This window comes from Actinoplanes sp. NPDC000266 (genome assembly GCF_042899005.1).
In the GTDB taxonomy this organism is placed as follows: domain Bacteria; phylum Actinomycetota; class Actinomycetes; order Mycobacteriales; family Micromonosporaceae; genus Actinoplanes.
This window is the reverse complement of sequence record NZ_JBIAZI010000014.1, coordinates 152,122-174,793: the sequence shown is the minus strand read 5'-3', so window position 1 is coordinate 174,793 and position 22,672 is coordinate 152,122. Positions and strand designations below refer to the sequence as shown.

Sequence of the window (22,672 nt, the reverse complement as noted above, 5' to 3'; positions counted from 1 at the left end):
TCGAAAGTGTTTTACGCCGCCTCGTGGGTATCACCCGAAAATGGCGATCACACAGGATGATCTTGGCAACCTGAGCGGCGCCGAGGTATACGACAATGCCGGCCGTCCTCTCGGAACGGCCGGCCGGATCTACCTCGACCCGCACGGCGGCGAACCACTGTGGGTGACGGTCAGCACCGGCTCGATGAGCTTCCAGGAGTCCTTCGTGCCCCTGCGCGGTGCCCGCCTGGACAACGGCCGGCTGACCGTCGCGGTCGACGAGACCCACGTCCGGGCCGCGCCCATGCTGGACACGGAGGGTCCGCTGGAGCAGGCGGACGCCGACCGTCTCCAGGCGCACTACGGCTACGGCGACGCTATGACGCGCTCGGAGGAACGCCTGGTCACCAGCGTGCGGAAGGAACCCGTGACCAAGGTGCGCCTGCGCAAGCACCTGGTCACCGAGGAGCGTCAGGTGACCGTCCCGGTCACCCGCGAGGAGGTGCACCTCGAGCGGGTGCCGGTCGAGGCCCCGGACCTTCCGCCCACCGACACGACCCTCTACGCCGAGCGCCCCGTCGTGACGACCGAGCGGGTGCCGGTCGAGCGCGTACGCCTGAGCAAACAGACCGTGACCGACCAGGAAACCATTGCCGCTCCGGTCCACAAAGAACAGATCGAATACGAGGGCCCCGCCGACTGAACGGAATCGCGTGCCATTTCAGTCGCCGGGGCAGTCGTAACCGCCGACGAAGTAAACGCATTCGGTCCGGTTGTCGCGCCGCGCCTCTTGGAGATGATTGACGCCGTCGCGCACCGAGGTGACGACCGGGAAAAAGATCAGGAGCACGAGGACGACGAGGACGCCGGCGGTTCCGCGCGCCCGGTAGCGGGCCCCGGCGATCACCGCCGCCAGGAGCGGGAGACCCAGGGCCAGCAGCCCGCTGAGGAGCATGGTCCGGTCGATCGCCGAATAGTCGCCGAAGGTCTCCGGCGCGGCCTCCCGCAGCAGGCCCGGATCCCGGTCGGCGATCATCGGAAGCGCGACGCAGAGCAGCCAGAAGGCCACCGCGGCGGAGCCGGCGAACCCTTTGGCCACCGTCGTGCCGGTGAGACGTGCGGCGCTCCATCGGGCCGCCGCGACGAGACACAGCACGACCACCACGATCACGACCGCGCCCGCGACGCGCATGATGAGCTGGGCGGCATCGTGGTCGACGAACCACTCGGGCAGCAGCCCGACCGTGATCGCCGGGCTGGCCAGCGTCAGCGCGGCCGCGGCCAGCAACAGCCCGCCGAGCCCGATCACGACGGCGGTGAGCAGCGTCCGCGGGGATTCCCGTTCATCGATCACCGCCAGACTCTACCGATGGGATCGATGTACGTCCGGTGGGTGTGGTGCCGCGCGGTGCTGCACCGTGGATGGTGGCTGGTCACCAGCGTCTACCTGGTCGCCGACGCGCACCTCGGCCCGGCCCGGCTCGTCCTGATCGGGGTCGCCCAGGCCGTGGTGGCGCTCATCTTCGAGGTGCCCGCCGGCGTCGTCGCCGACACCCTGAGCCGCCGGTGGTCGCTGGTGGTCTCGCACGTGCTGATGGGCACCGCCATGCTGACGACGGGACTGGTCGACAGCTTTCCGGCGCTCCTGGCGACCCAGGCCCTGTGGGGGCTCTCGTGGACGTTCGCCGGCGGGGCCGACGTGGCGTGGATCAGCGACGAGCTCGGCGACCCGGCCGAGGTGCCGCCGGTGCTGATCCGGGCCGAGCGCGCGCAGCTCACCGGCACGGTCGCCGGGCTGGCCGGCGTCGGCGGGCTGGCCTGGCTGATCGGGCGAAGCCCGGCGATGGTCATCGCGGGCGCGTCGATGACGCTTCTTGGGGTGTACGTCGGCGCGCGCTTCCGGGAGCGCCGTTTCGTTCCCGCGCCGGCGCGGCGGTGGCGGGCGGCGTGGGCGATCCTGCGGCAGGGGGTGCGCGGCAGCCGCGTACTCCTGGGCGTCTTCGTGACCTCGATGCTGATGAACGGGATGGCCGACGCGTTCGGGCGCCTCTATCCGCTGCGGCTGACCGGGCTCGCGCCGGCGGCCGACCCGGTGGTGTGGTTCACCGGCCTCGGCGTGGTGATGTGCCTGGTGGGGGCGGCCGCCCTGCGACTCGTCCAGTCCCGGGCGGGCCGCCCGCGAACGGTACGCCGGGGCTATGTGGCGTCCTGCGCGGTGGCCGTGACCGGGGTCGCCGGGCTCGCGCTCGCGCCCGGAGCGGTGAGCGGCAGCGTCGCGGTGGTGCTGGCCGCGGGGGCGTTCCCGCTGACCCGGAGCTTCGCGACGCTGTGGGTCAACGGGGAGACCGCGAGCGCCGTGCGGGCCACCGTTCACTCGTTGCTGGCCCAGGCCGGCTACGTGGGGACCATCGTGTGCGGCCTCACGGTCGCCGTCGTCGGCTGACGGCCAGTCATCTGACTGATTCACGACGCCGGCCGAACGGCGAGCATTGGTCCCGGCAGAAACCACCGATGGAAGGACCACGATGCCGCTCAACCTCTTCGGTATCGCCTTCGGGCTCGCCGGGCTGGCCGGCACCTGGACGGCCTCGGCGGCAGCCGGCCTCGTGCCCGGTCTCGTGGGCGACGCGCTCTGGTGGGCGGTCCTGGTCGTCTGGCTGACGCTGCTGGCCCGCTACGTCACCACGGCCACACCGGCCGACCTGCGGCACCCGGTCCTGGGCCCGTTCGCGGCGCTGGTGCCGACCACCGGCCTGCTGATTGGCGGCCGCCTCGCCGGCACCTGGCTCACCGGCGGCCGGATCGTCGTAGCCGTCATGCTGGTGGCGGCCACCGTCTTCGCCGGCTGGTTCGTGGCCCACCTGCTCAACGGCGGCCTCGACATCGACACCCTGCACGCCGGCTATCTGCTGCCGACAGTCGCCGCCTCACTCGTCGGCGCCCAGTCGGCCGCCCTGGCCGGCTGGCACGCGATCGCGGTCGGCGCCTTCGGCGTCGGCATCCTGTTCTGGTTCCTGATCGGCGCGCTCCTCCTGGGCCGCCTGGCCCTGCGCCCGGCCCTGCCCGGCCCGCTGCTGCCCACCATGGCCATCTTCTCGGCCCCACCGGCCGTGGCCGGCAACGCCTGGTACGCCATCAACGGCGGCACCCTGGACACCATCGACCTGCTGCTGCTGGGCACGATGGTCCCGCTGCTGCTGGTGCAGCTGTTCCTGACCCCGAACTACGTGCGCCAGCCGTTCGCCCACGGCTTCTGGGCCCTGACCTTCACCATCGCCGCCAGCGGCACCTACACCATCCATTGGCTGTCCGGCGAACACGCGACGGCCTGGCGCCCGCTCTCCTGGCTGGTCCTGACCGTGGTGACGGCCTTGATCGGCCTGATCGCCGTGAAGTCGTCACTCCTGGCCCTGCGTAAGCAGTCCCACCACCGCACCCCGGTCCCGGCCTGACGATCGGGCCGCCCAGCCGCGCCGAGATGCGGTCCACGGTCTTCCAGTACGCGGCGCCGTCGCTCTCGTACACGTCCGGTTCCTCCACGCACAGCTGGTCGTAGACGTGCGCCACGCCGGCGGCCGTGGCCCGCTGGTCGCCGGTCAGGGTGACGGTATCGGAGATCAGCCGCTGGTCACGATCGCCGTGTCCGCGCCGACCACGTCGATCGGGGCGAGCGCGTCCAGCACCAGGACTCCCCCGGAGCGAAGCCCCGTTCGGGCGACTCCAGGACGACCGGTTCGCCGGGCACTCCGGTCGTCGCGCTCACGACCGAGCCGGTCTCGCCGAACGCCTGCTGTTCGAAGATGACCTCGAACGGCGCCGGGGCCACGAACACCGCCGACAGGGCCGGCGTGGTGGTGCCGACGACCGGCCGCGCAGGCCCGCGCACACACCCCGGCACGCCGCCGGTGGCGAGCCGGGTGGCCCGCGGGACACGCGGTGAGTTGAGAAACGGCCCGCCGGTCAGGATCGGGGCCGGCTCGGGCTCACCGCCCTCCAGCTCGGCGACGATCGTGCACGTGACGATCACACCGTCCTCGGGCAGAGCGCCGCATGCGGCTCAGCCGCCTCGAACGGTGCCGAGGGCATCACCACCACCACGGCCGTCGCCACTACGGGTCTGGCCTTGATCATCACCTGAGCCTGGGTGCTGTGATGTCCGGCCGGACGGACATCACCACCGGCTAGGGCAGGCGGGCCACGAAACCGTTGCAGGCTACGTCTTCCGCGGCCGGGCGGGGCTGGGGCTCGTCGGAGGCGTGCCAGTGGGCTACCGAGGCCACGCCCGGGTCGACGAAGTCGAGGCCGTTGAAGAGGCCGGCGAACGCTGAGCCGTCGCGGGCGTTGAAGCGGCCGTCCGGGTTGGCGGCGGTCAGCTTGGCGATCGCCTCGGGCGGCAGGTATTCCCACGTGGCGTGAGTGGCCGCCACGTAGCTGCCGGGTGGGAGGGCCTCGAGCAGCGTACGGACTATGCCTGTCACGTCCTCGTCGTCGCGGATGAAGTGCAGGACCGCGATCAGCAGCAGGCCGACCGGCTGGGTCAGGTCGAGGGTCGCCTTGAGGTCGGCGTGGTCCAGGATGGACCGTGGGTCGCGCAGGTCGGCGTCGAGATAGGCCACCGTGCCGGCCGGGGCGCTCGTGAGCAGGGCCCGGGCGTGGCTCAGCACGATCGGGTCGTTGTCCACATACACGATCCTGCCCGCCGGGTCGACGGCCTGGACCACCTCGTGGGTGTTGCCGGGCGCGGGGATGCCCGTGCCGATGTCGAGGAACTGCCGCACCCCGCGCGAGGCGATCAGCCGGGCCGCACGGCCGAGGAAACGGCGATTTTCCAAGGCCATCGTACGGATCGACGGCATGGCCGCCTCGATCGCGTCACCGGAGGCACGGTCGGCCGCGAAGTGGTCCTTGCCGCCCAGCCAGTAGTTGTAGCGCCGGGCCGGATGAGCGACCGTGGTGTCCACCCTGTCCAATGCGGCTCCCCATGTTCATACATCGACAGTGCGGACATCCTACGATGATCACAGTCCGGCCTGATAGGCCAGAACCCCCCGGTTGACCAACTTGATCGCCTCGCGGGCCGTGTCGCGCACCTCGGCCGACGCGGCCGACGCCTCGCGGACCTGGCCGAGCAGGTCGAGCACCTGCCGGGCCCAGCGCACGAAGTCACCGGCCGGCATGTCGGCGTCGAAGTTGTGCCCGCTGGCCAGCACCCGGGCCAGCGGCTCGCCGCGCGCCCACCGGAACATCGGCCACACGAAGCCCGGGTCGGGCTCCCGCGTGAGGCTGAGCCCGTGCGCCGACTCGTCGGCGGCGATCTCGCCCCACAGCTTCGCGCACGCGTCGACGGCCGAGGTGATCGGGCCCTTCGGCACCGACGCGCGGTCGTCGCCCTCACGGCGCGACTCGTAGAGCACCATGGACACCGCGGCCGCCAGCTCGTCGGGGGCCAGCCCGTCCCAGACGCCCTGGCGCAGGCACTCGGCGACCAGCAGGTCGGCCTCGGACCAGATGCGGCCCAGCATGCGCCCGGCCTCGGTCACCTCGCCGCCACTCTCGCCATCGGACAGATAACCGCGCTCGGTCAGCACCGCGCAGACCTGGTCGAAGGTGCGGGCCAGCGACCCCGTGCGCCCGGCGACCTTGTCGCGCAGCGCCTCGGTGTCACGCTCGAGCCGGTGCCGCCGCTCGGCCCACCGGGCGTGGTCCTCCCGCTCGGGGCAGGCGTGGCACGGGTGCTGCCGCAGCCGCACCTTGAGCAGCGCGATCTCGGCGTCCTCACCCGGCTGGGCACCCTTGTTGCGGCGACGGCCGCCGCCGTGCCGGTCGAGGCCGGTCGCGGCGATCTGCGCGGCCAGGTCGCGGCGGGCGCCGGGCGAGCGGTGGTTGAAGTGTTTCGGCACGCGGAGCCGGTCGAGCACCTCGGCCGGCCCGCCGAAATCGGCCGGGCTGACCCTGCCGGCCCAGCGGTCCTGCGTCAGGACCAGCGGGCGCGGCTCGCCGAACCCGCCGGTCGGCGCCTCGAGCACGACGGCCAGGCCGGCGCGGCGCCCCTGCGGCACCCGGATCACGTCGCCGACCCGCAGCTTCTCCAGCGAGGACGTCGCGGCCGCCCGCCGCTGCGAGGCCCCCTCACGGGCCATCGCCCGTTCCCGGTCGGCGATGGCCACGCGGATCGCGAAGTATTCGTCGAAGTCGCCGTGGTGGCAGGCGGCGTCGTTGCCGTACGCCTGCATGGTGTCGACGTTGCGCTGCACCTGCCGCGCGAGCCCGACCACCGACCGGTCGGCCTGGAACTGCGCGAACGACGACTCGAGCAGCTCCCGCGATTTGTCGGCCCCGACGGTGCCGACAAGATTGACGGCCATGTTGTACGACGGACGGAACGACGACCGCAGAGGATAGGTCCGCGTGGACGCGAGCCCGGCCACGTGCCGCGGGTCGACCTCGGGGCTCCACAGCACGACCGCGTGACCCTCGACGTCGATGCCGCGCCGGCCGGCCCGGCCGGTCAGCTGGGTGTACTCCCCCGGGGTCAGGTCGACGTGGGCCTCGCCGTTGAACTTGACCAGCCGCTCCAGCACCACGCACCGGGCCGGCATGTTGATGCCCAGCGCCAGCGTCTCGGTGGCGAAAACGGCCTTGACCAGGCCCTGCACGAAGCACTCCTCGACCGCCTCCTTGAAGGCGGGCAGCATGCCGGCGTGGTGGGCGGCCAGGCCCCGCTCGAGCCCGTCGAGCCACTCCCAGTAGCCCAGCACGGACAGATCCTCACGCGGGATGCTGGCCACTTTCGCCTCGGCGATGCGCCGGATCTCGGCCCGTTCGTCGGCGTCGGTCAGCCGCAGGCCGGCGCTCAGGCACTGTTGCACGGCGGCGTCGCAGCCGGCCCGGCTGAAGATGAACAGGATCGCCGGGAGCAGGCCGGCCCGTTCCAGCCGGTCGACCACCTCGGCCCGCGGCGGCGGTTGCCACCGTTTCGACCGGCCGCCCCTGGGCCCGTACGACCGATCGGTCAATTCGAGGCGGCGCTGCATCTCCCGGGTGTAGCGCAGCAGCTCGGGATGCACGTCGTGTTTCTTGGCGGCGTCGGCGTCGTGGAACAGGTCGAACATGCGGCGCCCGACCAGCATGTGCTGCCAGAGCGGAACCGGCCGGTGCTCGCTGACCACGACCTCGGTCTGCCCGCGGACGGTGACCAGCCAGTCGGCGAACTCCTCGTAGTTGCTGACCGTCGCCGACAACGAGACCAGGGTGACCGACGACGGCAGGTGGATGATCACCTCTTCCCACACCGCGCCCCGGAACCGGTCGGCCAGGTAGTGGACCTCGTCCATCACCACATAGGCCAGGTTCTTCAGCGCGGCCGAGCCCGAATAGAGCATGTTGCGCAGCACCTCGGTGGTCATCACGACCACCGGGGCGTCCCCGTTGATGACGTTGTCGCCGGTCAGCAGGCCCACCTTGTCGGGACCGTAGCGCTCGACCAGGTCGTGGTACTTCTGGTTGGACAGCGCCTTGATCGGCGTGGTGTAGAAGCATTTGCGCTCGCCGGCCCGCAGGGCGAGGTGGACGGCGAACTCACCCACCACGGTCTTGCCGGCGCCGGTGGGAGCACACACCAGCACGCCGCTGCCCCGTTCGAGCGACTCGCACGCGGCGCGCTGGAAGTCGTCGAGGTCGAAGCCGACGTCGAGCATGAAATCGTCGAGCGCCGGAAACTCGGCCGCCTGGGCCGCCCGCCGCTTCGATTCCGCATACCGTTCGGCGGGACTCGTCATGACCACAAGGCTAGTTCGTGGGTGTGACAACTTGCAGCATGGGCGCGATGGGTATGGTGCTCCCGTGCCGGATGTTGAATCGACCGATCACCCTCCCCATCGGCCGCACCGTCAGGTCGACGCCGTGCTGTTCGACTTCCACGGCACGTTGGCGCAGGTGGAAGACCCTGTGACATGGGTTCTGGCGGCGGCCCTGGCCTGCGGTCACACCCTCGAGCGGGGCAAGGCGACGGTCCTGGCGGACCGTCTGGTGACGGCCGGGCGCGCCGGCGGGCCGCTTCCGGCCCGGGTGCCGCCTCATCTGGCCGAGCACTGGTCGGACCGGGATCTGTACGCCCACAGCCATCGGGCGGCGTACACCGGGCTGGCCGCGACGGTCTCCACGGATGTGGAGGGGCTGGCGGACGCCCTCTACGACCGGCTTCTGGGCCCGGACGGCTGGCTTCCGTACGCGGACACGGCCTCCACGCTACGAACCCTGCACGATGCGGGTGTGAAGGTGGCGGTGGTCAGCAACATCGGCTTCGACATCCGGCCCCATTTCGACGCGTGGGGGATGTCGTCGCTGGTCGACGCGTTCGCGTTGAGCTACGAAGTGGGACGGACGAAGCCCGACCCGGCCATCTTCCTCCGGGCGTGCGGGATGGTGGGGGCTGATCCGGAACGGACATTGATGGTCGGCGACACACCGGCCGACGCGGGGGCGGTCAAGGCGGGGTGTGCGGCCCTGGTGCTGCCGGCGGCCGAGCCGGGAAGGCCCAACGGCCTCGGTGCGACGCTGGCCCTGGCCGGGTGCGCGGCGTAGGGGCCGTCAGGCGTAGGAGTCCAGGGACAGGCCCTGGCGGACCTTGAGGGGCTTGGGCTCGGCGCCGGCGGCCTGACGGTCGGCCACGGCCTGCTCGATCGCGCCGAGCGCCGGCTTCTCGCCGATCGCCTTCTCGGCGGAGGCGGCCCCGGCCGGCTTCGCGCGGTCGGCGGTGGCGGCCTGCGACTGGGCGGCAGCGGCCTCGGCCATGTCCTTCAGGGTGCTGCGGGCGCTGGCGAAGGCGGCGGACGCGAGCGAGCTGAGCGAGGTCATCTGCATGCCTTCACGTTCGGCCGCGGCCGGGGTTTCTGACCGTGTGGCTACCGGAGCAACCGGACTGCACCCGGCACACACGTAATGTCGAGCTCCAGCGGGCCGACCCGCTCCCCGTCGGCGTAGCCGATGATGTCCGCCGAGCGCAGCCGGATGCGAGATGCGCGGAATGTCCGGACACGCCGATCATGGACATGTGTGCCGCGATTGAGGCGCGGTTTGAGGCGGGCCAGGGCCAGCCGGCCGAACGGCACGGCCACCACGACGTCGAGCAGGCCGTCGTACGGGTCGGCGCCGGGCAGGATGCGCATGCCGCCGCCGTAGCTCGCGCAGTTGCCGACCGCGACCAGCATGCCGGTGAAACCGTGGTCGGCCCCGTCGATCTCCAGCTCGTACACGCGGGGCCGCAGCCGGGCCAGCTCCAGCAGGATGGCCAGGTCGTAGCGGCGCGGCCCACGCGGCCAGCGCATCCGGTTGGCCCGCTCGTTCACCAGGGCGTCGAAGCCACCGGCCAGCACCGCCCCGAACCACCGCTCCTGGTCCGGCGACGCCTCGGCGAGAGGGGTCATTCGGGCCAGATCTACGGGTGTGGTGCGTTTTGCGAGGATTGCGTCGGCGATGGCCGAGGCGGCCTCGAAGACGTCAGTGGGGACGCCGACGCCGGCGGCGAAGTCGTTTCCTGTGCCGGCCGGGATCACGCCGAACGGCACCGAAGAGGTGGCCACCGCCTGCAGCGCGCGGTGCACGGTCCCGTCGCCGCCCACGGCGATCAGGGCCGCGGGCCCGGAGGCGACGGCCGCCCGGCACGCCTGTTCGGCGCCGGGGCCGCTGTGAGCTTCCAGGATCCGTACGGCCCCGGCCCTGGAGAGGGTCTTCACGATCCTGGGAAGCAGATCGCGGTGCCGGCCTCGCCCCGCGGAGGGGTTGGCCAGCACCGCGATCTCATTGCTCGTCACAGCCGAGGAGCGTAGACCCTACGAGATGTCGTCGAAGCGCCCGTCCAGCGGCCGGGGTTTCGCCACGGGGCTCGGCCCCTCGATGGGTGTCGGCGCCTCGATCGGGTCGGACGCGCCGACCGGCACACGGTCGTCGGCCAGCGGGGAGATCTCGTCGTCGTCGAGCTCCGCGTACAGCTCCTTGCCCCGGCCCTTGCGCTTGTCGTTCAGGAAGGCGACACCGACCGCGATCCAGTACAGCAGGATCATGCAGGCGGCCAGCAGCGTCATGCCGAACGGGCCCGGGTCGGGGGTGGCGATCGCCGCGAAGGCGAACGACAGGAAGACCACGATCCGCCACCAGCCGGCCAGCTTGCGGGCGCTCACCACGCCGGTGAAGTTGAGCATCAGCAGGATCAGCGGGAACTCGAAGGCCGCGCCGAAGATCAGCAACATGTTGGTCACGAAGCCGATGTACGACGAGACCTCGAGTTTTGTGCTCTCCCCGAGGACGCCGGCCTCCATGATGAAGGCGAGGCTGTGGCCGACCACCAGGTAGGCCAGCACGGCGCCGGCCACGAACAGCGGCACGGAGATCGCCACGAAGACGTACGCCCACTTGCGCTCGTGGCGGTGCAGGCCGGGCGCGATGAACGCCCAGAGCTGGTAGAGCCACACCGGGGCGCCGACGATGAGGCCGACCCACAGCGCGATCTTGAGGCGCAGGAGCAGGGTGTCGCCGACGCCGAGGACGACCCAGTCGCAGTACTGGGTGCCGTCGGCGCGGACCGCCTGTGAGCTCGGCAGCCGGCAGTACGGCTCCTCGAGCAGGTGGAAGACCCACTTGGAGAGGATGAACCCGACGATCAGGCCCACCACGAGGCCGAGCGAGGCGACGAAGAGCCGGTTACGAAGCTCCCTGATGTGGTCCATCAGGGTCATCGAGCCGTCGGACGCCTGCTGGAACTTGCTGGGCCCTTTGTTGCGGCGAAGGGTCAGCTGCATGGCCGAGGGTCAGCGGTCGTTGGTGCGCTGCACCGGGTCGACATAGGGCTGCGCCGGCGGCTGCTGCGGCTGCGCGGGCTGCTGGTACGCCGCGGAGGGCGGCGGCTGCTGCTGGTACTGCTGCTGCTGGTACGGCTGCTGGACCTCGCCCTGGATGGGCTGGCGGCTGTACTGCGGCTCGGCCTTCTCGGCGACATCGTTGTTGTCGTCGACCAGGCCCTTGGTCTCGGCCTTGATGATCCGCAGCGACCGGCCCAGGGAACGAGCCGCGTCGGGAAGACGCTTCGCGCCGAAGAGCAGCACGAGGACCACCACGAAGACGATGATGTGCCATGGCTTGAGGGCGCCCATGGGTTTACTCCAGTCGGTCGGATCAGTTGTGCGGGGTCCATCGTACGTGTCAATTCTGGGGAGTTGACCCCGTGGACCCACTGGTTTTGGCACTATCTCCCGAAGTCTTGGACAACGGGGAAGGAACGCGGACGCTACCGGCGCGTCAAGAATCTGTAAAGACTACTTGCGGATCTGGGGCAGGGACTCGACCCGCTGTTGCAGCGCTTCCGCCTGCTTCTGCAACTCGAGCACCTCGGCCTGGCGGCGCTGCAACTTCACGACCGCGCGGCGCAGCCCGCCCAGCGGTCCGAGCAGCCGCCCGCCGGCGACGCCGAGAATGACCAGCGCGAGGACCACGACGGCGATCCAGATCCACATCAGCACCGGGCCACCCTACCGGCCGGGCGTGCTGTACTGATCCAGCGCGGCCGTCGCCTGGTCGTGAATCCGGGTGAGCAGCTCCGGCGGCCCGAGCACGGTCACGTCGGGCCCGAGGCCGAGCAGCAGCCGCTGGGCCCAGCCGAGGTCGGTGACCCGCATGGTCACGACCCACTCGTCGCCGCTGCGCGTCACCTCCTCCACCGGGTAGTACTCGGTGATCCACCGGCTCCCCCGGCCCACCCGCAGCGTCACCAGCTGCAGCTCCGGTCCCGGCCGGAAGACGCCCTCGCTCACGTCGTGCGGCACGGCCTCCTCCGGAGGCAGGGACGGTTCGCCGAGTTCCTCGTACGCGTCGATGCGGTCCACCCGGAACAGGCGCGTGCCCTCGGCGCGGCGGCACCACGCCTCCAGGTAGGCCCGGCCGTCGACCATGACCATGCGCATCGGGTCGACGACCCGCTCGGTCGTCTCGTCGCGGGCCGCCGTGTAGTACGTCATCCGCAGCGCGTGCCCGCCCTCGACGACCGCCCGGAACTCGTCGAGGCGCTTCTCGTTGCCGGGCAGGCGCACCTCGACCGGCGCGTCGGCCTGGTCGCCGGCCGCCGTCTCGATCTTGGCCAGGGCGCGCTCGATGACGTCGCGGTTGCCGGTGCCGGGCGTCTCGGCCAGCATCCGCAGCGCCACCACCAGGGCCAGGGCCTCGTCCTGGGTCAGGCGCAGCGGCCGGTCGATGCCGGCGTCGTGGCTGATCGTCACGGTGGTGTCGTCGAGCGCCATGTCGATCAGGTCGCCCGGGCCGTAGCCGGGCAGCCCGCACACCCAGAGCAGCTCCAGGTCCTCGCGCAGCGTCTTCTCGGTGACCCCGAAGTCGGAGGCGGCCTCCGAGACGAGGATGCCGGGGCGGGCCAGGAGGTACGGGACGAGGTTGAGCAGCCGGCCGAGGCGGTCGCCGGTGGGGCGGGGTCCGGTCATGAGCGGGCCACCACTTCCTTGAGACGCTGGATGACGGCGTCGCGCACTTCCGGCGGGCCCTCGACACGCACGTCCGGCCCGTAGCCCACGATCTTCGAGGCCAGGTAGTCGGCATCGCCGTACGAGAGGGTCAGCCGGTCGCCCTCGGGCCCGGGAACCGTGTCGGTGGCCCAGCGGCGCAGCATGGCGCCGCGTCCCGGCTTGACGATGACCGTGGCCCGGCCGTTGTGGGCCACCGGGCCCGACCACTTGGCGACGTGGCTGATCAGGTCGGGGTTCTCGGGCGGGGTGAACGCGTCGGTGCGGCCGACCGCCTTGACCGCGCCGACGATCCGCGAGAGCCGGAAGCAGCGGGTGGCGCCGCGGTCGCGGTCGTGGCCCACCACGTACCACCGGCCCCGCCAGCAGACCACGCCCCACGGCTCCAGGCGGCGGGTGGCCGGGTCGTCGACCTCGGGCACGCGGTACGAGAAAGTCACCGCCCGGCGATCACGGGCGGCGGCCGCGAGGGGCCCGAACGCCGGGTCGACCGTGACGACCGGCTCGACGCCCAGGGTGGCCTGCGGGTCGACCTCGACGCCGGCCGCGCGCAGCTTGGCCAGCCCGGACGACGCGGCGGCGGCGAGACCGGCGTGCTGCCAGAGCCGCGCGGCGATGCCGACCGCGGCCGCCTCGTCGGGCTCCAGCAGGATGTCCGGAAGGGCGTACTCCCGGTGGGCGATGCGATAGCCCGGCTCCTGGTCGAAGACGCTGGCCGTGCCGGTCTCGAGCGGAACGCCGAGCTCGCGCAGCTCGGCCTTGTCACGCTCGAACTTGCGCTGGAAGGCCTCGTGGTCGCGCGGGTCCTCCGGGTCGTGCTCGTAACCGGGCACGGTCAGGGCGATCTGCGCGGCGGTGAGGAACCGTCGCGTGGACAGAAGGCAGATCACCAGGTTCACCAGGCGCTCGGTGCGGGTGCGCGACACGATTGGCAACGCTAGCAGCAAGGACGCCGGGGTGACGTACGCGCTACTCCCCGGCGGTTTCCGGCGGCCGCCGCCAGGAAAGGATGGGCCGGGTGAGTCCCGCACAGACCCCAGACGAGCAGTTCCCGGTCGGCCTGGCCGCCGCCGAACCGCTCAATCCGATCGATTCGCCCCAACAGTCCGAAGAACCGGAGAATGAGAGCGTCGGCACGGTCGTCGTGGCCGGCGCCGCCAACCTGGGCATCGCCGCCGCGAAGCTGGTGGCCGGCCTGATCTCCGGCTCGGCCGCCATGATCTCGGAGGCCGCGCACTCGCTGGCCGACACGATCACCGAGGTCTTCCTGTTCGTGGCGCTGCGCCGCGGCGCCCAGCCGGCCGACGAGGAACACCCGTTCGGGTACGGCAAGGAGGGTTACGTCTGGGCGTTCATCGCCGCGATCTTCACCTTCGTGGGCGGCGCCGGCTTCTCCATCTACCACGGCGTCATGACGATCATCGACGGCGAGCACAGCGGGAACTACCTGTGGTCGTACATCGTGCTGGCCGTTTCTTTCGTGGCCGAAGGCCTCTCGTTCCTGCGGGCGCGCCGGCAGGTGGCGGGCGAGTCGATGCGCTGGGGCATCACCCCGTGGCGGTTCCTGCGGCTCACCCCCGACACCACCGTCAAGGCCGTCTACTTCGAGGACTCGGCCGCCCTGATCGGCCTGATCCTGGCCGGCGCCGGCCTGGCCCTGTCGCAGCTGACCGGCGACGAGATGTGGGACGGCGCGGCGTCGGTGGCCATCGGCGTGCTGCTGTTCCTGGTGGCCACGATCCTGGCCAAGAGCAACGCGTCGCTGCTGGTCGGCCGGGCTGTGCCGCGCCAGGTGCACAACCTGATCGCCCAGGACCTCAACGCGATCCCGATCGTGGTGGCCGTCCCGACCCTGCTGACCATGCAGCTCGGCCCGGGCGACATCCTGGTCGCGGCCAAGGTCGACTTCGTCGACGAGTGCACCGGGGCCGACATCGAGGCCGCCTCGGACGACGCCGAACGCCGCCTGCGGGCCCGCTTCCCCGGCATCCGGTACGTCTTCCTCGACCCGACCCGCGGCGCGGCCGGACGCAACCACATCGACGGCGGCGTCGACGGATAGGGTCTGACGCCATGGTGCGGTGGCGGTCGGGGACGGTTCAGAGGGTACGGCGACAGTGGCGAGGCGCCGTCGAGCTGGACGTCTCGACCGGTGACGGGCCCGTCCGCGCCCTGGCCTATCCCCCACTGGTCGGCTCGCCGGTGGAGGGCGACCGGGTGCTGCTCAACGTCGGCGCCCTGGTGATGGGTCTCGGCACCGGCGGCTACGCCCTGGTGGTGGCCCTGCCCGACCGGCTGCCGGCCGATCCGGTGGACGACGGCACCACCCGCGACTCCGGGCATCTGGTCAAGGCCCGCTACACGCCGCTGCAGATCATCGGGCTCGGCGTCGACGAGGAGGCCTCCCCGCACCGCGCGGTCATGGAGGCGGCGACCTCCCTCGACGGCATGCCGGTGGTCACGGCCGACCTCCACTCGGCCCTGCCCGCCGTCCTGGCCGGGGTGCTGTCGTCACGACCGGACGCCCGCGTCGCCTACGTGATGACCGACGGAGGGGCTTTACCAGCTTGGTTCTCCCGTACGCTCGACGGCCTGGCCGGGCATATGAGCGGCACCGTCACCACTGGTCAGGCGTTCGGCGGCGACCTCGAGGCGAGCACGGTGCACACGGGCCTGCTGGCGGCCCGGCACGTGCTCGGCGCCGACGTGACGATCGTGTCCCAGGGCCCCGGCAACCTGGGGACGGGCACCGCGTGGGGCTTCTCCGGGGTGGCCCTGGGCGAGGCCGTGAACGCGATCGGCACCCTCGGCGGCCGGCCCGTCGGCTCGCTGCGGATCTCCACCGGCGACGCCCGCGACCGGCACCGCGGCGTCTCCCATCACAGCCTCACGGCGTACGGCAAAGTGGCCCTGCTCCCGGCCGACCTGCCGGTCCCCGACGGTCTTGACCCTTCGATCCTCGCCGCCTTGGAGCCGCTGGCGGCGAGACACCGCATCGTGACCGTGCCGGCCGGCGGGCTGGACGAGGCGTTGCGCGCCTCGCCCGTCCCCCTGTCCACGATGGGCCGCAAACTCGACGAGGACCACACGTACTTCCTGACCGCCGCGGCCGCCGGCCGGCACGCGGCGAGCCTGCTCAGCCCAGCTTCCGCACCAGAGTGACCCCGTCGCGGACCGGCAGCAGCACCGACTCGACCCGCTCGTCGCCGGCGATGCGATCGTTGAGCCCGGCCACCACGACGTCGGACTCGTCGGAGGGCCGCAGCACCCGGCCGTCGCGCAGCGTGTTGTCCAGCACCAGCAGCCCGCCGGGCCGAAGGCGAGGGACGAGCTCGTCGTAGTACAGCGGATAGCCGGTCTTGTCGGCGTCGACGAAGGCGAAGTCGACGCCCGGCTCGGCCGGAAGCGCGCGCAGAGTGCCGGCCGCGGGCCCGAGCCGCAGCTCGATCCGGTCGTCGACGGCGGCGCGGGCCCAGTAGCGCCGGGCCACCGCCGTGTACTCCTCGGAGACGTCGCAGCAGATCAGCCGCCCGTCCTTGGGCAGCCCGCGGGCGATGCAGAGCCCTGAATAACCGGTGAAGACGCCCACCTCGACGGCGTTCCGGGCGCCGGTCAGCCGGACGAGCATCGTGAGCAGCTCACCCTCGTCGTGCGAGATCTGCATGCCGGCCGCCTCCGGGAAGAGCCGCCGGGTCTCGGCGGCCAGATCCCGCAGGACATCGTCCGGGGGCGTGCAGTGGGCCAGAAGGTAGTCGCTGATCGCGTCGCTGATGATTTCCGCCATGCACCCACCGTCGGCCTTTCGCGCCCGGCCCGCAAGCACGGGAGCCGAACGCGGCGCCGGCGCGTCCCACTCCACATGAGACGCGTGCTGGTTCCCGTGATGATGATGGCGGCCGCCCTGTCCGGGTGCTCGGAGTCCGAGGCGGCGCCGCCCGACGTGCTGAGGCTGGCGCCGTCGGGATCGGTGACCGATTGCGGCACGTTCACCCTCGATCAGGGTGAGCGCGTGCCTGAGGACGCGGGGTTGTGCCTGCTCACGGCGTCGAAAGAAGGCCGGGTGGCCCAGCTCGAGGTGACCGCCCCGACGGTCGAGGGCGACCCGATCATCACCGTCTACGCGACCCGCCCCGACGGCGGCATCGAGGTGGTGGAGGACACGCGCCAGGACGAATTCGGCGCGAAGGAGGTAACCCGCGAGATCTGCACCGGCCCGATCATCGACGAGAACGGCCTCCACTTCACTGCGTGCGGCTCCTGAGACGGAGCGGGGGCCCATGGGCGGGAGCGGGCGCGGGCAGAGCGGGCGCGGGCAGAGCGGGCGCGGGCAGAGCGGGCGCGGGCAGAGCGGGCGCGGGCAGAGCGGGCGCGGGCTGGCCGGCAGTCCGGGGTCAGCCGACTCGGAAGGCGCCAGGGGTGGTGCCGGTGGCCTCCCGGAATGCTCGGCGGAGCTGGGTCTCGCTCGTGAAGCCGCAGGCGGGGGCCAAGTCGGCGATCGGGCGGTTGGGGTGCAGGCGGAGGAGGCGCTGGGCCTCGGTGGTGCGCAGGTGGCGTAGTTCGCCGGCCAGGGAGCGGGGCTCGTCGGCGAAGAGGCGGAACAACGCCCGGCGGGACAGGTGGCAGGCGACGGCGACGGTGTCGGCGTTCAGGTGGGGGTCGCGGAAAGAGCGGCGCAGGTGGTTCAGGACCTGCTCGCGGGCCAGGTCGCCGGGTGGTGGGGGTGTGCCGGCGGCCAGCGACAGGGCCTCGCCCAGCAGGCCGATCGCGTGGGGGACGAAGGTGGCGGGGATGTCCGGTGGCAGCGCGCGGAAGAACGCGGCTACCGCGCCGGCCGGGCCTGTGCCGGTCAGGGGGACGGCTGCGGCCCGGCGCAGCGAGCGTTCGGGGACCAGGCCGCGCGGCACCTGCACGACCACCTGCTCGAACGGGTCGGCGAAGGTGAAACCGAAGGGGCGGGTGCTGTCGCAGAAGACCAGATCACCCGGCGCCAGGCGGGCCGTGCGGCCGTCCTGTGAGAACTCGCTGCGGCCGCTGACCTGGATGGTGGCGAGCGCGTAGGCGCCGGCGGTGTCGTCCGTGCGGCGCACCCGGTGCGGGGACGCGGCGACCGTGGTGACGCGCAGGTCGCCGGCACCGGACGGGCGCAGCCGGGCCTCGAACGGAGGCGGGCCCAGGGGTTCGGCGGTCAGGGGGACGAACGCGCGGGTGATCGCCGCCCGGTAGTCGCTGAACTTCATACCCCGATCATGGATCAGCCGAGGGCCTCCTTGGTTGCGGCGACAACCTCTGCGGGCGACGGCAGGGCCGGGCCGGCCGGGCCGGTGACCGGGCCGACGACGCGGTAGCCGTCCTGGCGCAGGCGCTCGATGGTGCGGCCCACGGCCGGTTTGGTGATCATTGTCGGGCCCATCATCGGGAAGAAGACGACCGGCACGGTCGCGGCCAGGATCACGCCGCCGAGCAGATTCGGGGCGGCGCCGGACGCCGCCACCGACAGCATGTTGGCCGTGGCGGGCAGGACCAGGACGGCGTCGTGCGACGCGGCCAGCGCCGCCTGGTTGTCGGTCGGCCACTTGGCGGGGTCGTCCCCGGTCACCACCCGATCAGCGTGCAGCGCCACCGTCGGCGCGGGCAGGAACAGCCGCGCCGAGTGTGTCATGACGACCGTGATCGAGGCGCCGAGGTCGGCGCGCAGGGCGTTCAGATAGGCCGGGAGCCCGGTGACGGCGATGGAGCCCGAGGCCCCCACGAGCAGCTTTGTCATGACCCAACGGTCACCCCGGTGGCCGGCTCCCCCGCACACCGTGAGTGCCAGGCGGCGATCAACCAGTGCCGGGTTTTCGAGCGCCACCACTCACTCAGGTCGCCGTGGCGTGGTGAGCGTTCCGGGCGCGCCAGCGCCCTGCTCGCCGCGCCGCGGCCCTCGGCGTGAGCGACGGTCTATATGCCCCACCCCGCTACGACATCCCGATCTTGACCTTATGAAGTGATGATCAGATAGAGCCAGCCGGCCAGGATCAGCCCGAGGACGACCGCCATCGCCCATGTCGGAATGCGATGACCGCCGGCTCGATTGCGCTGGATCTCGGCGCGGATGCGGTCGCCCTTGCGCTGGACGCGACCCACTCGCACGTCAGCGTCGGAGCGCTCGGGCTGGTCGGGAAGTGACATGTCCCGACCAGCCTAAACCCCACTACATGCTGGCGATCAGGCGCTCCACGCGCTCGTCGTAGGCCCGGAACGGGTCCTTGCACAGGACTGTCCGCTGGGCCTGGTCGTTGAGCTTGAGGTGCACCCAGTCGACGGTGAAGTCGCGGCGCTTCTCCTGGGCGTGGCGGATGAACTCGCCGCGCAGGCGGGCCCGGGTGGTCTGCGGCGGGGTCTCCTTGGCCTCGAAGATCTCCAGGTCGTTGGAGATGCGGTCGACCTGCTTGCGCTTCTCCATCAGCGCGTAGAGGCCGCGGCCCCGGCGCACGTCGTGGTAGGCCAGGTCGAGCTGGGCGATGCGCGGGTGCGACATCGGGATCTCGTGTTTGGCCTGGTAGCGCTCGATCAGCTTGTATTTGGAGACCCAGTCGATCTCGCGGGCGACCGGGTCGAGGTTCTCGGTCTCGATGGCGTCGAGCACCCGGCCCCACAGCTCGACGACCCGCTTGGCGGTCTGGTCGCCGCCGCGGCGCTCGACGAACTCGGTCGCCTTGGCCAGGTATTCGCGCTGGATCTCGAGGGCGCTGACCTCCTTGTTGTTGGCCAGGCGGATCTTGCGGCGGCCGGTGACGTCGTGGCTGACCTCGCGGATGGCCCGGATCGGGTTTTCCAGGGACAGGTCGCGCATGACCACGCCGGCCTCGATCATGCGGAGCACGATGTCGGCGCTGCCCACCTTGAGCAGGGTGGTGACCTCGTTCATGTTCGAGTCGCCGACGATCACGTGCAGGCGCCGGTAGCGCTCGGCGTCGGCGTGCGGCTCGTCGCGGGTGTTGATGATCGGCCGGGACCGGGTGGTGGCGCTGGAGACGCCCTCCCAGATGTGCTCGGCGCGCTGCGACAGGCAGAACACGGCCCCGCGCGGGGTCTGCAGCACCTTGCCGGCGCCGCAGATCAGCTGGCGGGTGACGAGGAACGGGATGAGGACGTCGGCGAGCCGGCCGAACTCGCCGTGCCGTGACACGAGGTAGTTCTCGTGGCAGCCGTACGAGTTGCCGGCGGAGTCGGTGTTGTTCTTGAACAGGTAGATCTCGCCCGCGATCCCCTCGTCGTGCAGCCGTTTCTCGGCGTCGACGAGAAGGCCCTCGAGGATCCGCTCGCCGGCCCGGTCGTGGGCGACCAGGTCGGTGACGGAGTCGCACTCGGGCGTCGCGTACTCGGGGTGGGAACCGACATCCAGGTAGAGGCGGGCGCCGTTACGGAGAAAGACGTTGCTGCTGCGTCCCCAGGACACCACTCGGCGGAACAGGTAGCGAGCCACTTCGTCCGGAGACAGCCGCCGCTGCCCCCGGTAGGTGCACGTGACTCCGTACTCGGTCTCGAGGCCGAAAATTCGCCGTTCCATGACGAAACATTAGCCTCATCGGCCACCCGATGGCAGCCATCAAACCCCTAGCAGGCCAACGAGAACCCGGGACACCGTGTCCTCGAGGCGTGGCTCCGGCGCCGGCCGGCCACCGGCCAGCGCCGCCGTCAGGTGAGGGTGCCGTCCCTCGGCGACGACGTGGGCCAGATAGGCGCCCTGCCTACGGCGCGCGTCCGGGCCGGCCTCGTTCAGGACGAAGGCGGCGGTGAGGGTGGTCAGCACGGCGTACGCCTCCAGCTTGCGCCCCACCTCGGCCGGGTGCCCGTCCAGCACCGCCAGGACGTGCTCCAGCAGGCCGGCGCCGTGCGGGCCGAGCGGCGCCCGGGTGAGCACGAGCTCGGGCAGCCAGCGGTGCCGCAGCATCAGCTCGCGCGCCTGCCGGGCCACCTCGAGCAGGCCCGGCAGCCAGGGGCCGCCCGGCTCGGGCAGCTCGTATCCGGCCGCGACCTCGTCGGTCATCAGGTCGAGCAGGTCGTCCCGGCTGTCGACGTAGCGGTAGAGCGACGCCGCCCCGGTGCCCAGCTCGGCCGCGACCCGACGCATCGAGACCGCGGCCAGGCCCTCCCGGTCGGCCAGGGCGATCGCGGCCGCGGTCACCTCGGCCCGGGAACGTTCGGCGGGCCGCCCGACGCCCGTACGCCGCTCCCGGAGCCACACCGGAACTCCACTTTCGGTCACGCCCCAGCTTAGCTAACATCGTTCGCGAACACTGTTCTCGAATGAGGGAGGCCGCGATGACCTCGGACACCGCGCACAACGGCGACGTGCGGCTCGCCGTCGACGACCTCGGCGGCGCCGGCGGCGACCCGCTGCTGCTGATCATGGGGCTGGGGGTCTCCCGCTTCTACTGGCCCGACGGGTTCGTCGCCGGGCTGATCGACGCCGGCTTCCACGTGGCGTCGTTCGACGGCCGCGACTCCGGCGGCTCCACCCGCTTCGACGGCGCCCCGGCCACCGATCCGCTGTCCGGGCTGCTGCGCCGGCGGCCGCTCGCCTACACGGCCGAGGACATGGCCGACGACACCGTCGCCGTGCTCGACGCGCTCGGCTGGCCGCGGGCCCACCTGTTCGGCGTCTCGCAGGGCGGCCTGGTCGCCCAGCGGACCGCGCTGCGCCACCCGGAGCGGGTGCTCACGATGACCACCTACGCCGCCGTGCCCAGCGACGCCCGGGGCCTCGGGGTGCTGCGCTACGTGCGCCTGCCGTTCCTGGTGCGCATGGCCCGCATGCGCCATCCCGCCGGCCGCGACGGTGACGTGGCGGCCGGGATGGACCTGCTGCGGGCGGTCGCCTCGCCGATCTACCCGTTCGACGAGGAGGACGCCCGGCGGCGCGTGGAGCGCGAACTGGACGCCGGGCTGCCCAGCGGGGTCCGGGACAGCCGCGCCCAGGCCCGGCAGACCAGCGCCTCCTGGCACGGCCCGCGCCTGCGTGAGCTGCGCGTGCCCACTCTCGTGATGCACGGCGAGCGCGATCCGCTCGGCCGCCCCTCCGCCGGCCGGCGCATCGCGGCGTCGGTGCCGGGCGCCCGCTACGTCGAACTGCCGGGCGCGGGTCACGACCTGCCACGGGAGGTCTGGCCGACGGTGATCCGCGAGATCCGCGCGCTCGCCATAGACTCACGGGCGGGATGAACGTTCTGGTCACCGGTGGCGCCGGGTTCGTCGGCTCGCACTTCGTGCGGGCCGTCCTCGACGACCGGCTGGTGGGCCTTCAGGGTGCGCCGGTCACGGTTCTCGACAAGCTTCTGTACGCCGGGACGGCGTTCGCCAACCTCAACGACGTCGCCCACGCGAAGCGGCTCGACTTCCACCCGGGCGACGCGGCCGACGCGGCGATCGCCGAGATGGCCCTGCGCGGCTGCGACACGGTCGTGAACTGCGCCTTCTCCCCCGGCCCGGACCACGTGCTGGCCACGGCGGCGCTGCTGGAGGCCGCCCACCGTCAGGGCGTCGCCCGATTTGTTCACATGTCGTCGGATTCCGTGTACGGGTCGATCCCCGAGGACCCGGTCGGCGAGGATTTCCCGCTGTCACCGACGACGCCGGCCGCCGCCTGCGTGGCCGGCGCCGACCTGCTGGCGGCGGCCTTCCACCGCACGCACGGGCTGCCGGTTGTCATCGTCCGGGCCGCCACCACGTACGGAAGCCACCAATCACCCTCCGCGACACTCCCCCGGGCCGTCACGGGGCTGCTGGAGGGGCGCACGGTGCCGATGTGCCCGGAGCGGGTGCGGGACTGGCTGCACGTCGACGACCTCTGCCAGGCGATGGCCGTGGCGACGACGTCGGGCACGGCCGGCGAGACGTACCACGTCGGCGGTTCGGTCGAGCTGAACGAGCGTGACCTGCTCGAACTGGTGCTGGCCGAGGTCGGCGCGGAAGCCGGGCAGGTGACCGTCGTGCCGCCGGGGCCCGGCGACGACCGGCGCTACGCCCTGGACGACGAGAAGATCCGCACCGAGCTGGGCTGGCAGCCGCGGGTCGAGTTCACGTCGGGCCTGGCCCGGACGGTGCGCTGGTACCGCGACCATCCGGACTGGTGGCGCCCCCAGCTCGGCTGACGGCGCGTCAAAGCTCGGGGCGCGGCTGTTACCGCC

26 protein-coding genes are annotated in these 22,672 nt (G+C 71.9%); 9 read left to right on the top strand and 17 right to left on the bottom strand.

Annotated features, from left to right (window positions below; genetic code table 11):
* The first annotated feature begins 40 nt into the window (after positions 1 to 40).
* Positions 41 to 682 carry a DUF2382 domain-containing protein gene (locus tag ACFY36_RS43365; protein ID WP_499751764.1) on the top strand — a complete coding sequence of 214 codons (642 nt, stop codon included), beginning with the start codon at positions 41 to 43 and terminating at the stop codon, positions 680 to 682.
* Between the two features lie 18 nt (positions 683 to 700).
* On the opposite strand, the gene ACFY36_RS43360 is transcribed toward ACFY36_RS43365, so the two are convergent.
* On the bottom strand, positions 701 to 1,333 hold the full coding sequence (locus ACFY36_RS43360; RefSeq protein WP_499751763.1) for a hypothetical protein: 633 nt from the start codon (positions 1,331 to 1,333) through the stop codon (positions 701 to 703).
* Between the two features lie 15 nt (positions 1,334 to 1,348).
* Here ACFY36_RS43360 and ACFY36_RS43355 point away from each other — a divergent pair, with 15 nt between their 5' ends.
* Positions 1,349 to 2,422, top strand: a complete 1,074-nt coding sequence (locus tag ACFY36_RS43355; RefSeq protein ID WP_499751762.1) for an MFS transporter — start codon at positions 1,349 to 1,351, stop codon at positions 2,420 to 2,422.
* An 82-nt stretch (positions 2,423 to 2,504) separates the two neighbouring features.
* On the top strand, positions 2,505 to 3,431 hold the full coding sequence (locus ACFY36_RS43350) for an SLAC1 family transporter (RefSeq protein ID WP_499751761.1): 927 nt from the start codon (positions 2,505 to 2,507) through the stop codon (positions 3,429 to 3,431).
* Between the two features lie 176 nt (positions 3,432 to 3,607).
* Here the strand turns inward: ACFY36_RS43350 and ACFY36_RS43345 are convergent, their stop codons facing one another.
* The 3 genes from ACFY36_RS43345 to ACFY36_RS43335 form a co-directional block, all read right to left on the bottom strand.
* Positions 3,608 to 4,006 (bottom strand): hypothetical protein, encoded by a 399-nt coding sequence (locus ACFY36_RS43345; protein WP_499751760.1) that lies wholly within the window; start codon positions 4,004 to 4,006, stop codon positions 3,608 to 3,610.
* A 154-nt stretch (positions 4,007 to 4,160) separates the two neighbouring features.
* The gene (locus ACFY36_RS43340; RefSeq protein ID WP_499751759.1) at positions 4,161 to 4,949 is read right to left on the bottom strand and encodes an SAM-dependent methyltransferase; all 789 of its coding nucleotides are present in this window, start codon (positions 4,947 to 4,949) and stop codon (positions 4,161 to 4,163) included.
* 48 nt (positions 4,950 to 4,997) lie between these two features.
* Positions 4,998 to 7,757, bottom strand: a complete 2,760-nt coding sequence (locus ACFY36_RS43335; RefSeq protein WP_499751758.1) for a DEAD/DEAH box helicase — start codon at positions 7,755 to 7,757, stop codon at positions 4,998 to 5,000.
* Positions 7,758 to 7,821: 64 nt separating this feature from the next.
* Between ACFY36_RS43335 and ACFY36_RS43330 the strand changes: the two genes are divergently transcribed.
* Complete coding sequence (locus ACFY36_RS43330) at positions 7,822 to 8,562, top strand: HAD family hydrolase (protein WP_499751757.1); 741 nt, start codon at positions 7,822 to 7,824, stop codon at positions 8,560 to 8,562.
* Positions 8,563 to 8,568: 6 nt separating this feature from the next.
* Here the strand turns inward: ACFY36_RS43330 and ACFY36_RS43325 are convergent, their stop codons facing one another.
* The 7 genes from ACFY36_RS43325 to ACFY36_RS43295 form a co-directional block, all read right to left on the bottom strand.
* Complete coding sequence (locus ACFY36_RS43325; protein ID WP_499751756.1) at positions 8,569 to 8,841, bottom strand: hypothetical protein; 273 nt, start codon at positions 8,839 to 8,841, stop codon at positions 8,569 to 8,571.
* A 41-nt stretch (positions 8,842 to 8,882) separates the two neighbouring features.
* Positions 8,883 to 9,791, bottom strand: a complete 909-nt coding sequence (locus tag ACFY36_RS43320) for a diacylglycerol/lipid kinase family protein (protein ID WP_499751755.1) — start codon at positions 9,789 to 9,791, stop codon at positions 8,883 to 8,885.
* Positions 9,792 to 9,809: 18 nt separating this feature from the next.
* Positions 9,810 to 10,775 carry a twin-arginine translocase subunit TatC gene (tatC, locus tag ACFY36_RS43315; RefSeq protein ID WP_499751754.1) on the bottom strand — a complete coding sequence of 322 codons (966 nt, stop codon included), beginning with the start codon at positions 10,773 to 10,775 and terminating at the stop codon, positions 9,810 to 9,812.
* A gap of 9 nt (positions 10,776 to 10,784) precedes the next feature.
* On the bottom strand, positions 10,785 to 11,126 hold the full coding sequence (gene tatA, locus ACFY36_RS43310; protein WP_499751753.1) for a Sec-independent protein translocase subunit TatA: 342 nt from the start codon (positions 11,124 to 11,126) through the stop codon (positions 10,785 to 10,787).
* Between the two features lie 162 nt (positions 11,127 to 11,288).
* Positions 11,289 to 11,486 (bottom strand): hypothetical protein, encoded by a 198-nt coding sequence (locus ACFY36_RS43305; RefSeq protein ID WP_499751862.1) that lies wholly within the window; start codon positions 11,484 to 11,486, stop codon positions 11,289 to 11,291.
* A 15-nt stretch (positions 11,487 to 11,501) separates the two neighbouring features.
* A complete protein-coding gene (locus ACFY36_RS43300; protein ID WP_499751752.1) occupies positions 11,502 to 12,461 on the bottom strand; it encodes a helix-turn-helix transcriptional regulator in 960 nt (319 codons plus the stop codon).
* Positions 12,458 to 13,426 carry a helix-turn-helix transcriptional regulator gene (locus ACFY36_RS43295; RefSeq protein ID WP_499751751.1) on the bottom strand — a complete coding sequence of 323 codons (969 nt, stop codon included), beginning with the start codon at positions 13,424 to 13,426 and terminating at the stop codon, positions 12,458 to 12,460. The genes ACFY36_RS43300 and ACFY36_RS43295 overlap by 4 nt, the downstream gene beginning before the upstream one ends.
* Positions 13,427 to 13,587: 161 nt before the next feature.
* Here ACFY36_RS43295 and ACFY36_RS43290 point away from each other — a divergent pair, with 161 nt between their 5' ends.
* Positions 13,588 to 14,562, top strand: coding sequence for a cation diffusion facilitator family transporter (locus ACFY36_RS43290; RefSeq protein ID WP_499751861.1), 975 nt, complete (start codon positions 13,588 to 13,590; stop codon positions 14,560 to 14,562).
* Between the two features lie 11 nt (positions 14,563 to 14,573).
* On the top strand, positions 14,574 to 15,662 hold the full coding sequence (locus ACFY36_RS43285; RefSeq protein WP_499751750.1) for a DUF3866 family protein: 1,089 nt from the start codon (positions 14,574 to 14,576) through the stop codon (positions 15,660 to 15,662).
* Here ACFY36_RS43285 and ACFY36_RS43280 read toward each other — a convergent pair.
* Positions 15,637 to 16,284, bottom strand: coding sequence for an O-methyltransferase (locus ACFY36_RS43280; protein WP_499751749.1), 648 nt, complete (start codon positions 16,282 to 16,284; stop codon positions 15,637 to 15,639). The genes ACFY36_RS43285 and ACFY36_RS43280 overlap by 26 nt on opposite strands.
* Before the next feature lie 84 nt (positions 16,285 to 16,368).
* Here ACFY36_RS43280 and ACFY36_RS43275 point away from each other — a divergent pair, with 84 nt between their 5' ends.
* Complete coding sequence (locus ACFY36_RS43275; RefSeq protein WP_499751748.1) at positions 16,369 to 16,761, top strand: DUF4362 domain-containing protein; 393 nt, start codon at positions 16,369 to 16,371, stop codon at positions 16,759 to 16,761.
* 130 nt (positions 16,762 to 16,891) lie between these two features.
* On the opposite strand, the gene ACFY36_RS43270 is transcribed toward ACFY36_RS43275, so the two are convergent.
* From ACFY36_RS43270 to ACFY36_RS43250, 5 genes are all read right to left on the bottom strand, one after another.
* Positions 16,892 to 17,737 (bottom strand): AraC family transcriptional regulator, encoded by an 846-nt coding sequence (locus ACFY36_RS43270; RefSeq protein WP_499751747.1) that lies wholly within the window; start codon positions 17,735 to 17,737, stop codon positions 16,892 to 16,894.
* 14 nt (positions 17,738 to 17,751) lie between these two features.
* Positions 17,752 to 18,264: a flavoprotein gene (locus ACFY36_RS43265; RefSeq protein WP_499751746.1), complete on the bottom strand. Its 513-nt coding sequence runs from the start codon at positions 18,262 to 18,264 to the stop codon at positions 17,752 to 17,754.
* A gap of 215 nt (positions 18,265 to 18,479) precedes the next feature.
* Positions 18,480 to 18,671, bottom strand: a complete 192-nt coding sequence (locus tag ACFY36_RS43260; RefSeq protein ID WP_499751745.1) for a hypothetical protein — start codon at positions 18,669 to 18,671, stop codon at positions 18,480 to 18,482.
* Between the two features lie 22 nt (positions 18,672 to 18,693).
* Entirely contained in the window at positions 18,694 to 20,052 is a 1,359-nt protein-coding gene (gene pafA, locus ACFY36_RS43255; RefSeq protein WP_499751744.1) for a Pup--protein ligase, read from the bottom strand.
* A gap of 39 nt (positions 20,053 to 20,091) precedes the next feature.
* A complete protein-coding gene (locus tag ACFY36_RS43250; protein WP_499751743.1) occupies positions 20,092 to 20,751 on the bottom strand; it encodes a TetR/AcrR family transcriptional regulator in 660 nt (219 codons plus the stop codon).
* Positions 20,752 to 20,807: 56 nt separating this feature from the next.
* On the opposite strand from ACFY36_RS43250, the gene ACFY36_RS43245 reads away from it, so the two are divergent.
* Entirely contained in the window at positions 20,808 to 21,707 is a 900-nt protein-coding gene (locus ACFY36_RS43245) for an alpha/beta fold hydrolase (protein WP_499751742.1), read from the top strand.
* Positions 21,704 to 22,636, top strand: coding sequence for a dTDP-glucose 4,6-dehydratase (locus tag ACFY36_RS43240; protein ID WP_499751741.1), 933 nt, complete (start codon positions 21,704 to 21,706; stop codon positions 22,634 to 22,636). The genes ACFY36_RS43245 and ACFY36_RS43240 overlap by 4 nt, the downstream gene beginning before the upstream one ends.
* The last annotated feature ends 36 nt before the right edge of the window (positions 22,637 to 22,672 follow it).

Coding starts and splice junctions, on each gene's coding strand:
- ACFY36_RS43365 (WP_499751764.1), top strand. CDS start 41: ATGGCGATCACACAGGATGATCTTGGCAACCTGAGCGGCGCCGAGGTA.
- ACFY36_RS43355 (WP_499751762.1), top strand. CDS start 1,349: ATGGGATCGATGTACGTCCGGTGGGTGTGGTGCCGCGCGGTGCTGCAC.
- ACFY36_RS43350 (WP_499751761.1), top strand. CDS start 2,505: ATGCCGCTCAACCTCTTCGGTATCGCCTTCGGGCTCGCCGGGCTGGCC.
- ACFY36_RS43335 (WP_499751758.1), bottom strand. CDS start 7,757: ATGACGAGTCCCGCCGAACGGTATGCGGAATCGAAGCGGCGGGCGGCC.
- ACFY36_RS43325 (WP_499751756.1), bottom strand. CDS start 8,841: ATGCAGATGACCTCGCTCAGCTCGCTCGCGTCCGCCGCCTTCGCCAGC.
- tatC (WP_499751754.1), bottom strand. CDS start 10,775: ATGCAGCTGACCCTTCGCCGCAACAAAGGGCCCAGCAAGTTCCAGCAG.
- tatA (WP_499751753.1), bottom strand. CDS start 11,126: ATGGGCGCCCTCAAGCCATGGCACATCATCGTCTTCGTGGTGGTCCTC.
- ACFY36_RS43305 (WP_499751862.1), bottom strand. CDS start 11,486: ATGTGGATCTGGATCGCCGTCGTGGTCCTCGCGCTGGTCATTCTCGGC.
- ACFY36_RS43300 (WP_499751752.1), bottom strand. CDS start 12,461: ATGACCGGACCCCGCCCCACCGGCGACCGCCTCGGCCGGCTGCTCAAC.
- ACFY36_RS43285 (WP_499751750.1), top strand. CDS start 14,574: ATGGTGCGGTGGCGGTCGGGGACGGTTCAGAGGGTACGGCGACAGTGG.
- ACFY36_RS43280 (WP_499751749.1), bottom strand. CDS start 16,284: ATGGCGGAAATCATCAGCGACGCGATCAGCGACTACCTTCTGGCCCAC.
- ACFY36_RS43270 (WP_499751747.1), bottom strand. CDS start 17,737: ATGAAGTTCAGCGACTACCGGGCGGCGATCACCCGCGCGTTCGTCCCC.
- ACFY36_RS43265 (WP_499751746.1), bottom strand. CDS start 18,264: ATGACAAAGCTGCTCGTGGGGGCCTCGGGCTCCATCGCCGTCACCGGG.
- ACFY36_RS43260 (WP_499751745.1), bottom strand. CDS start 18,671: ATGTCACTTCCCGACCAGCCCGAGCGCTCCGACGCTGACGTGCGAGTG.
- pafA (WP_499751744.1), bottom strand. CDS start 20,052: ATGGAACGGCGAATTTTCGGCCTCGAGACCGAGTACGGAGTCACGTGC.
- ACFY36_RS43245 (WP_499751742.1), top strand. CDS start 20,808: ATGACCTCGGACACCGCGCACAACGGCGACGTGCGGCTCGCCGTCGAC.
- ACFY36_RS43240 (WP_499751741.1), top strand. CDS start 21,704: ATGAACGTTCTGGTCACCGGTGGCGCCGGGTTCGTCGGCTCGCACTTC.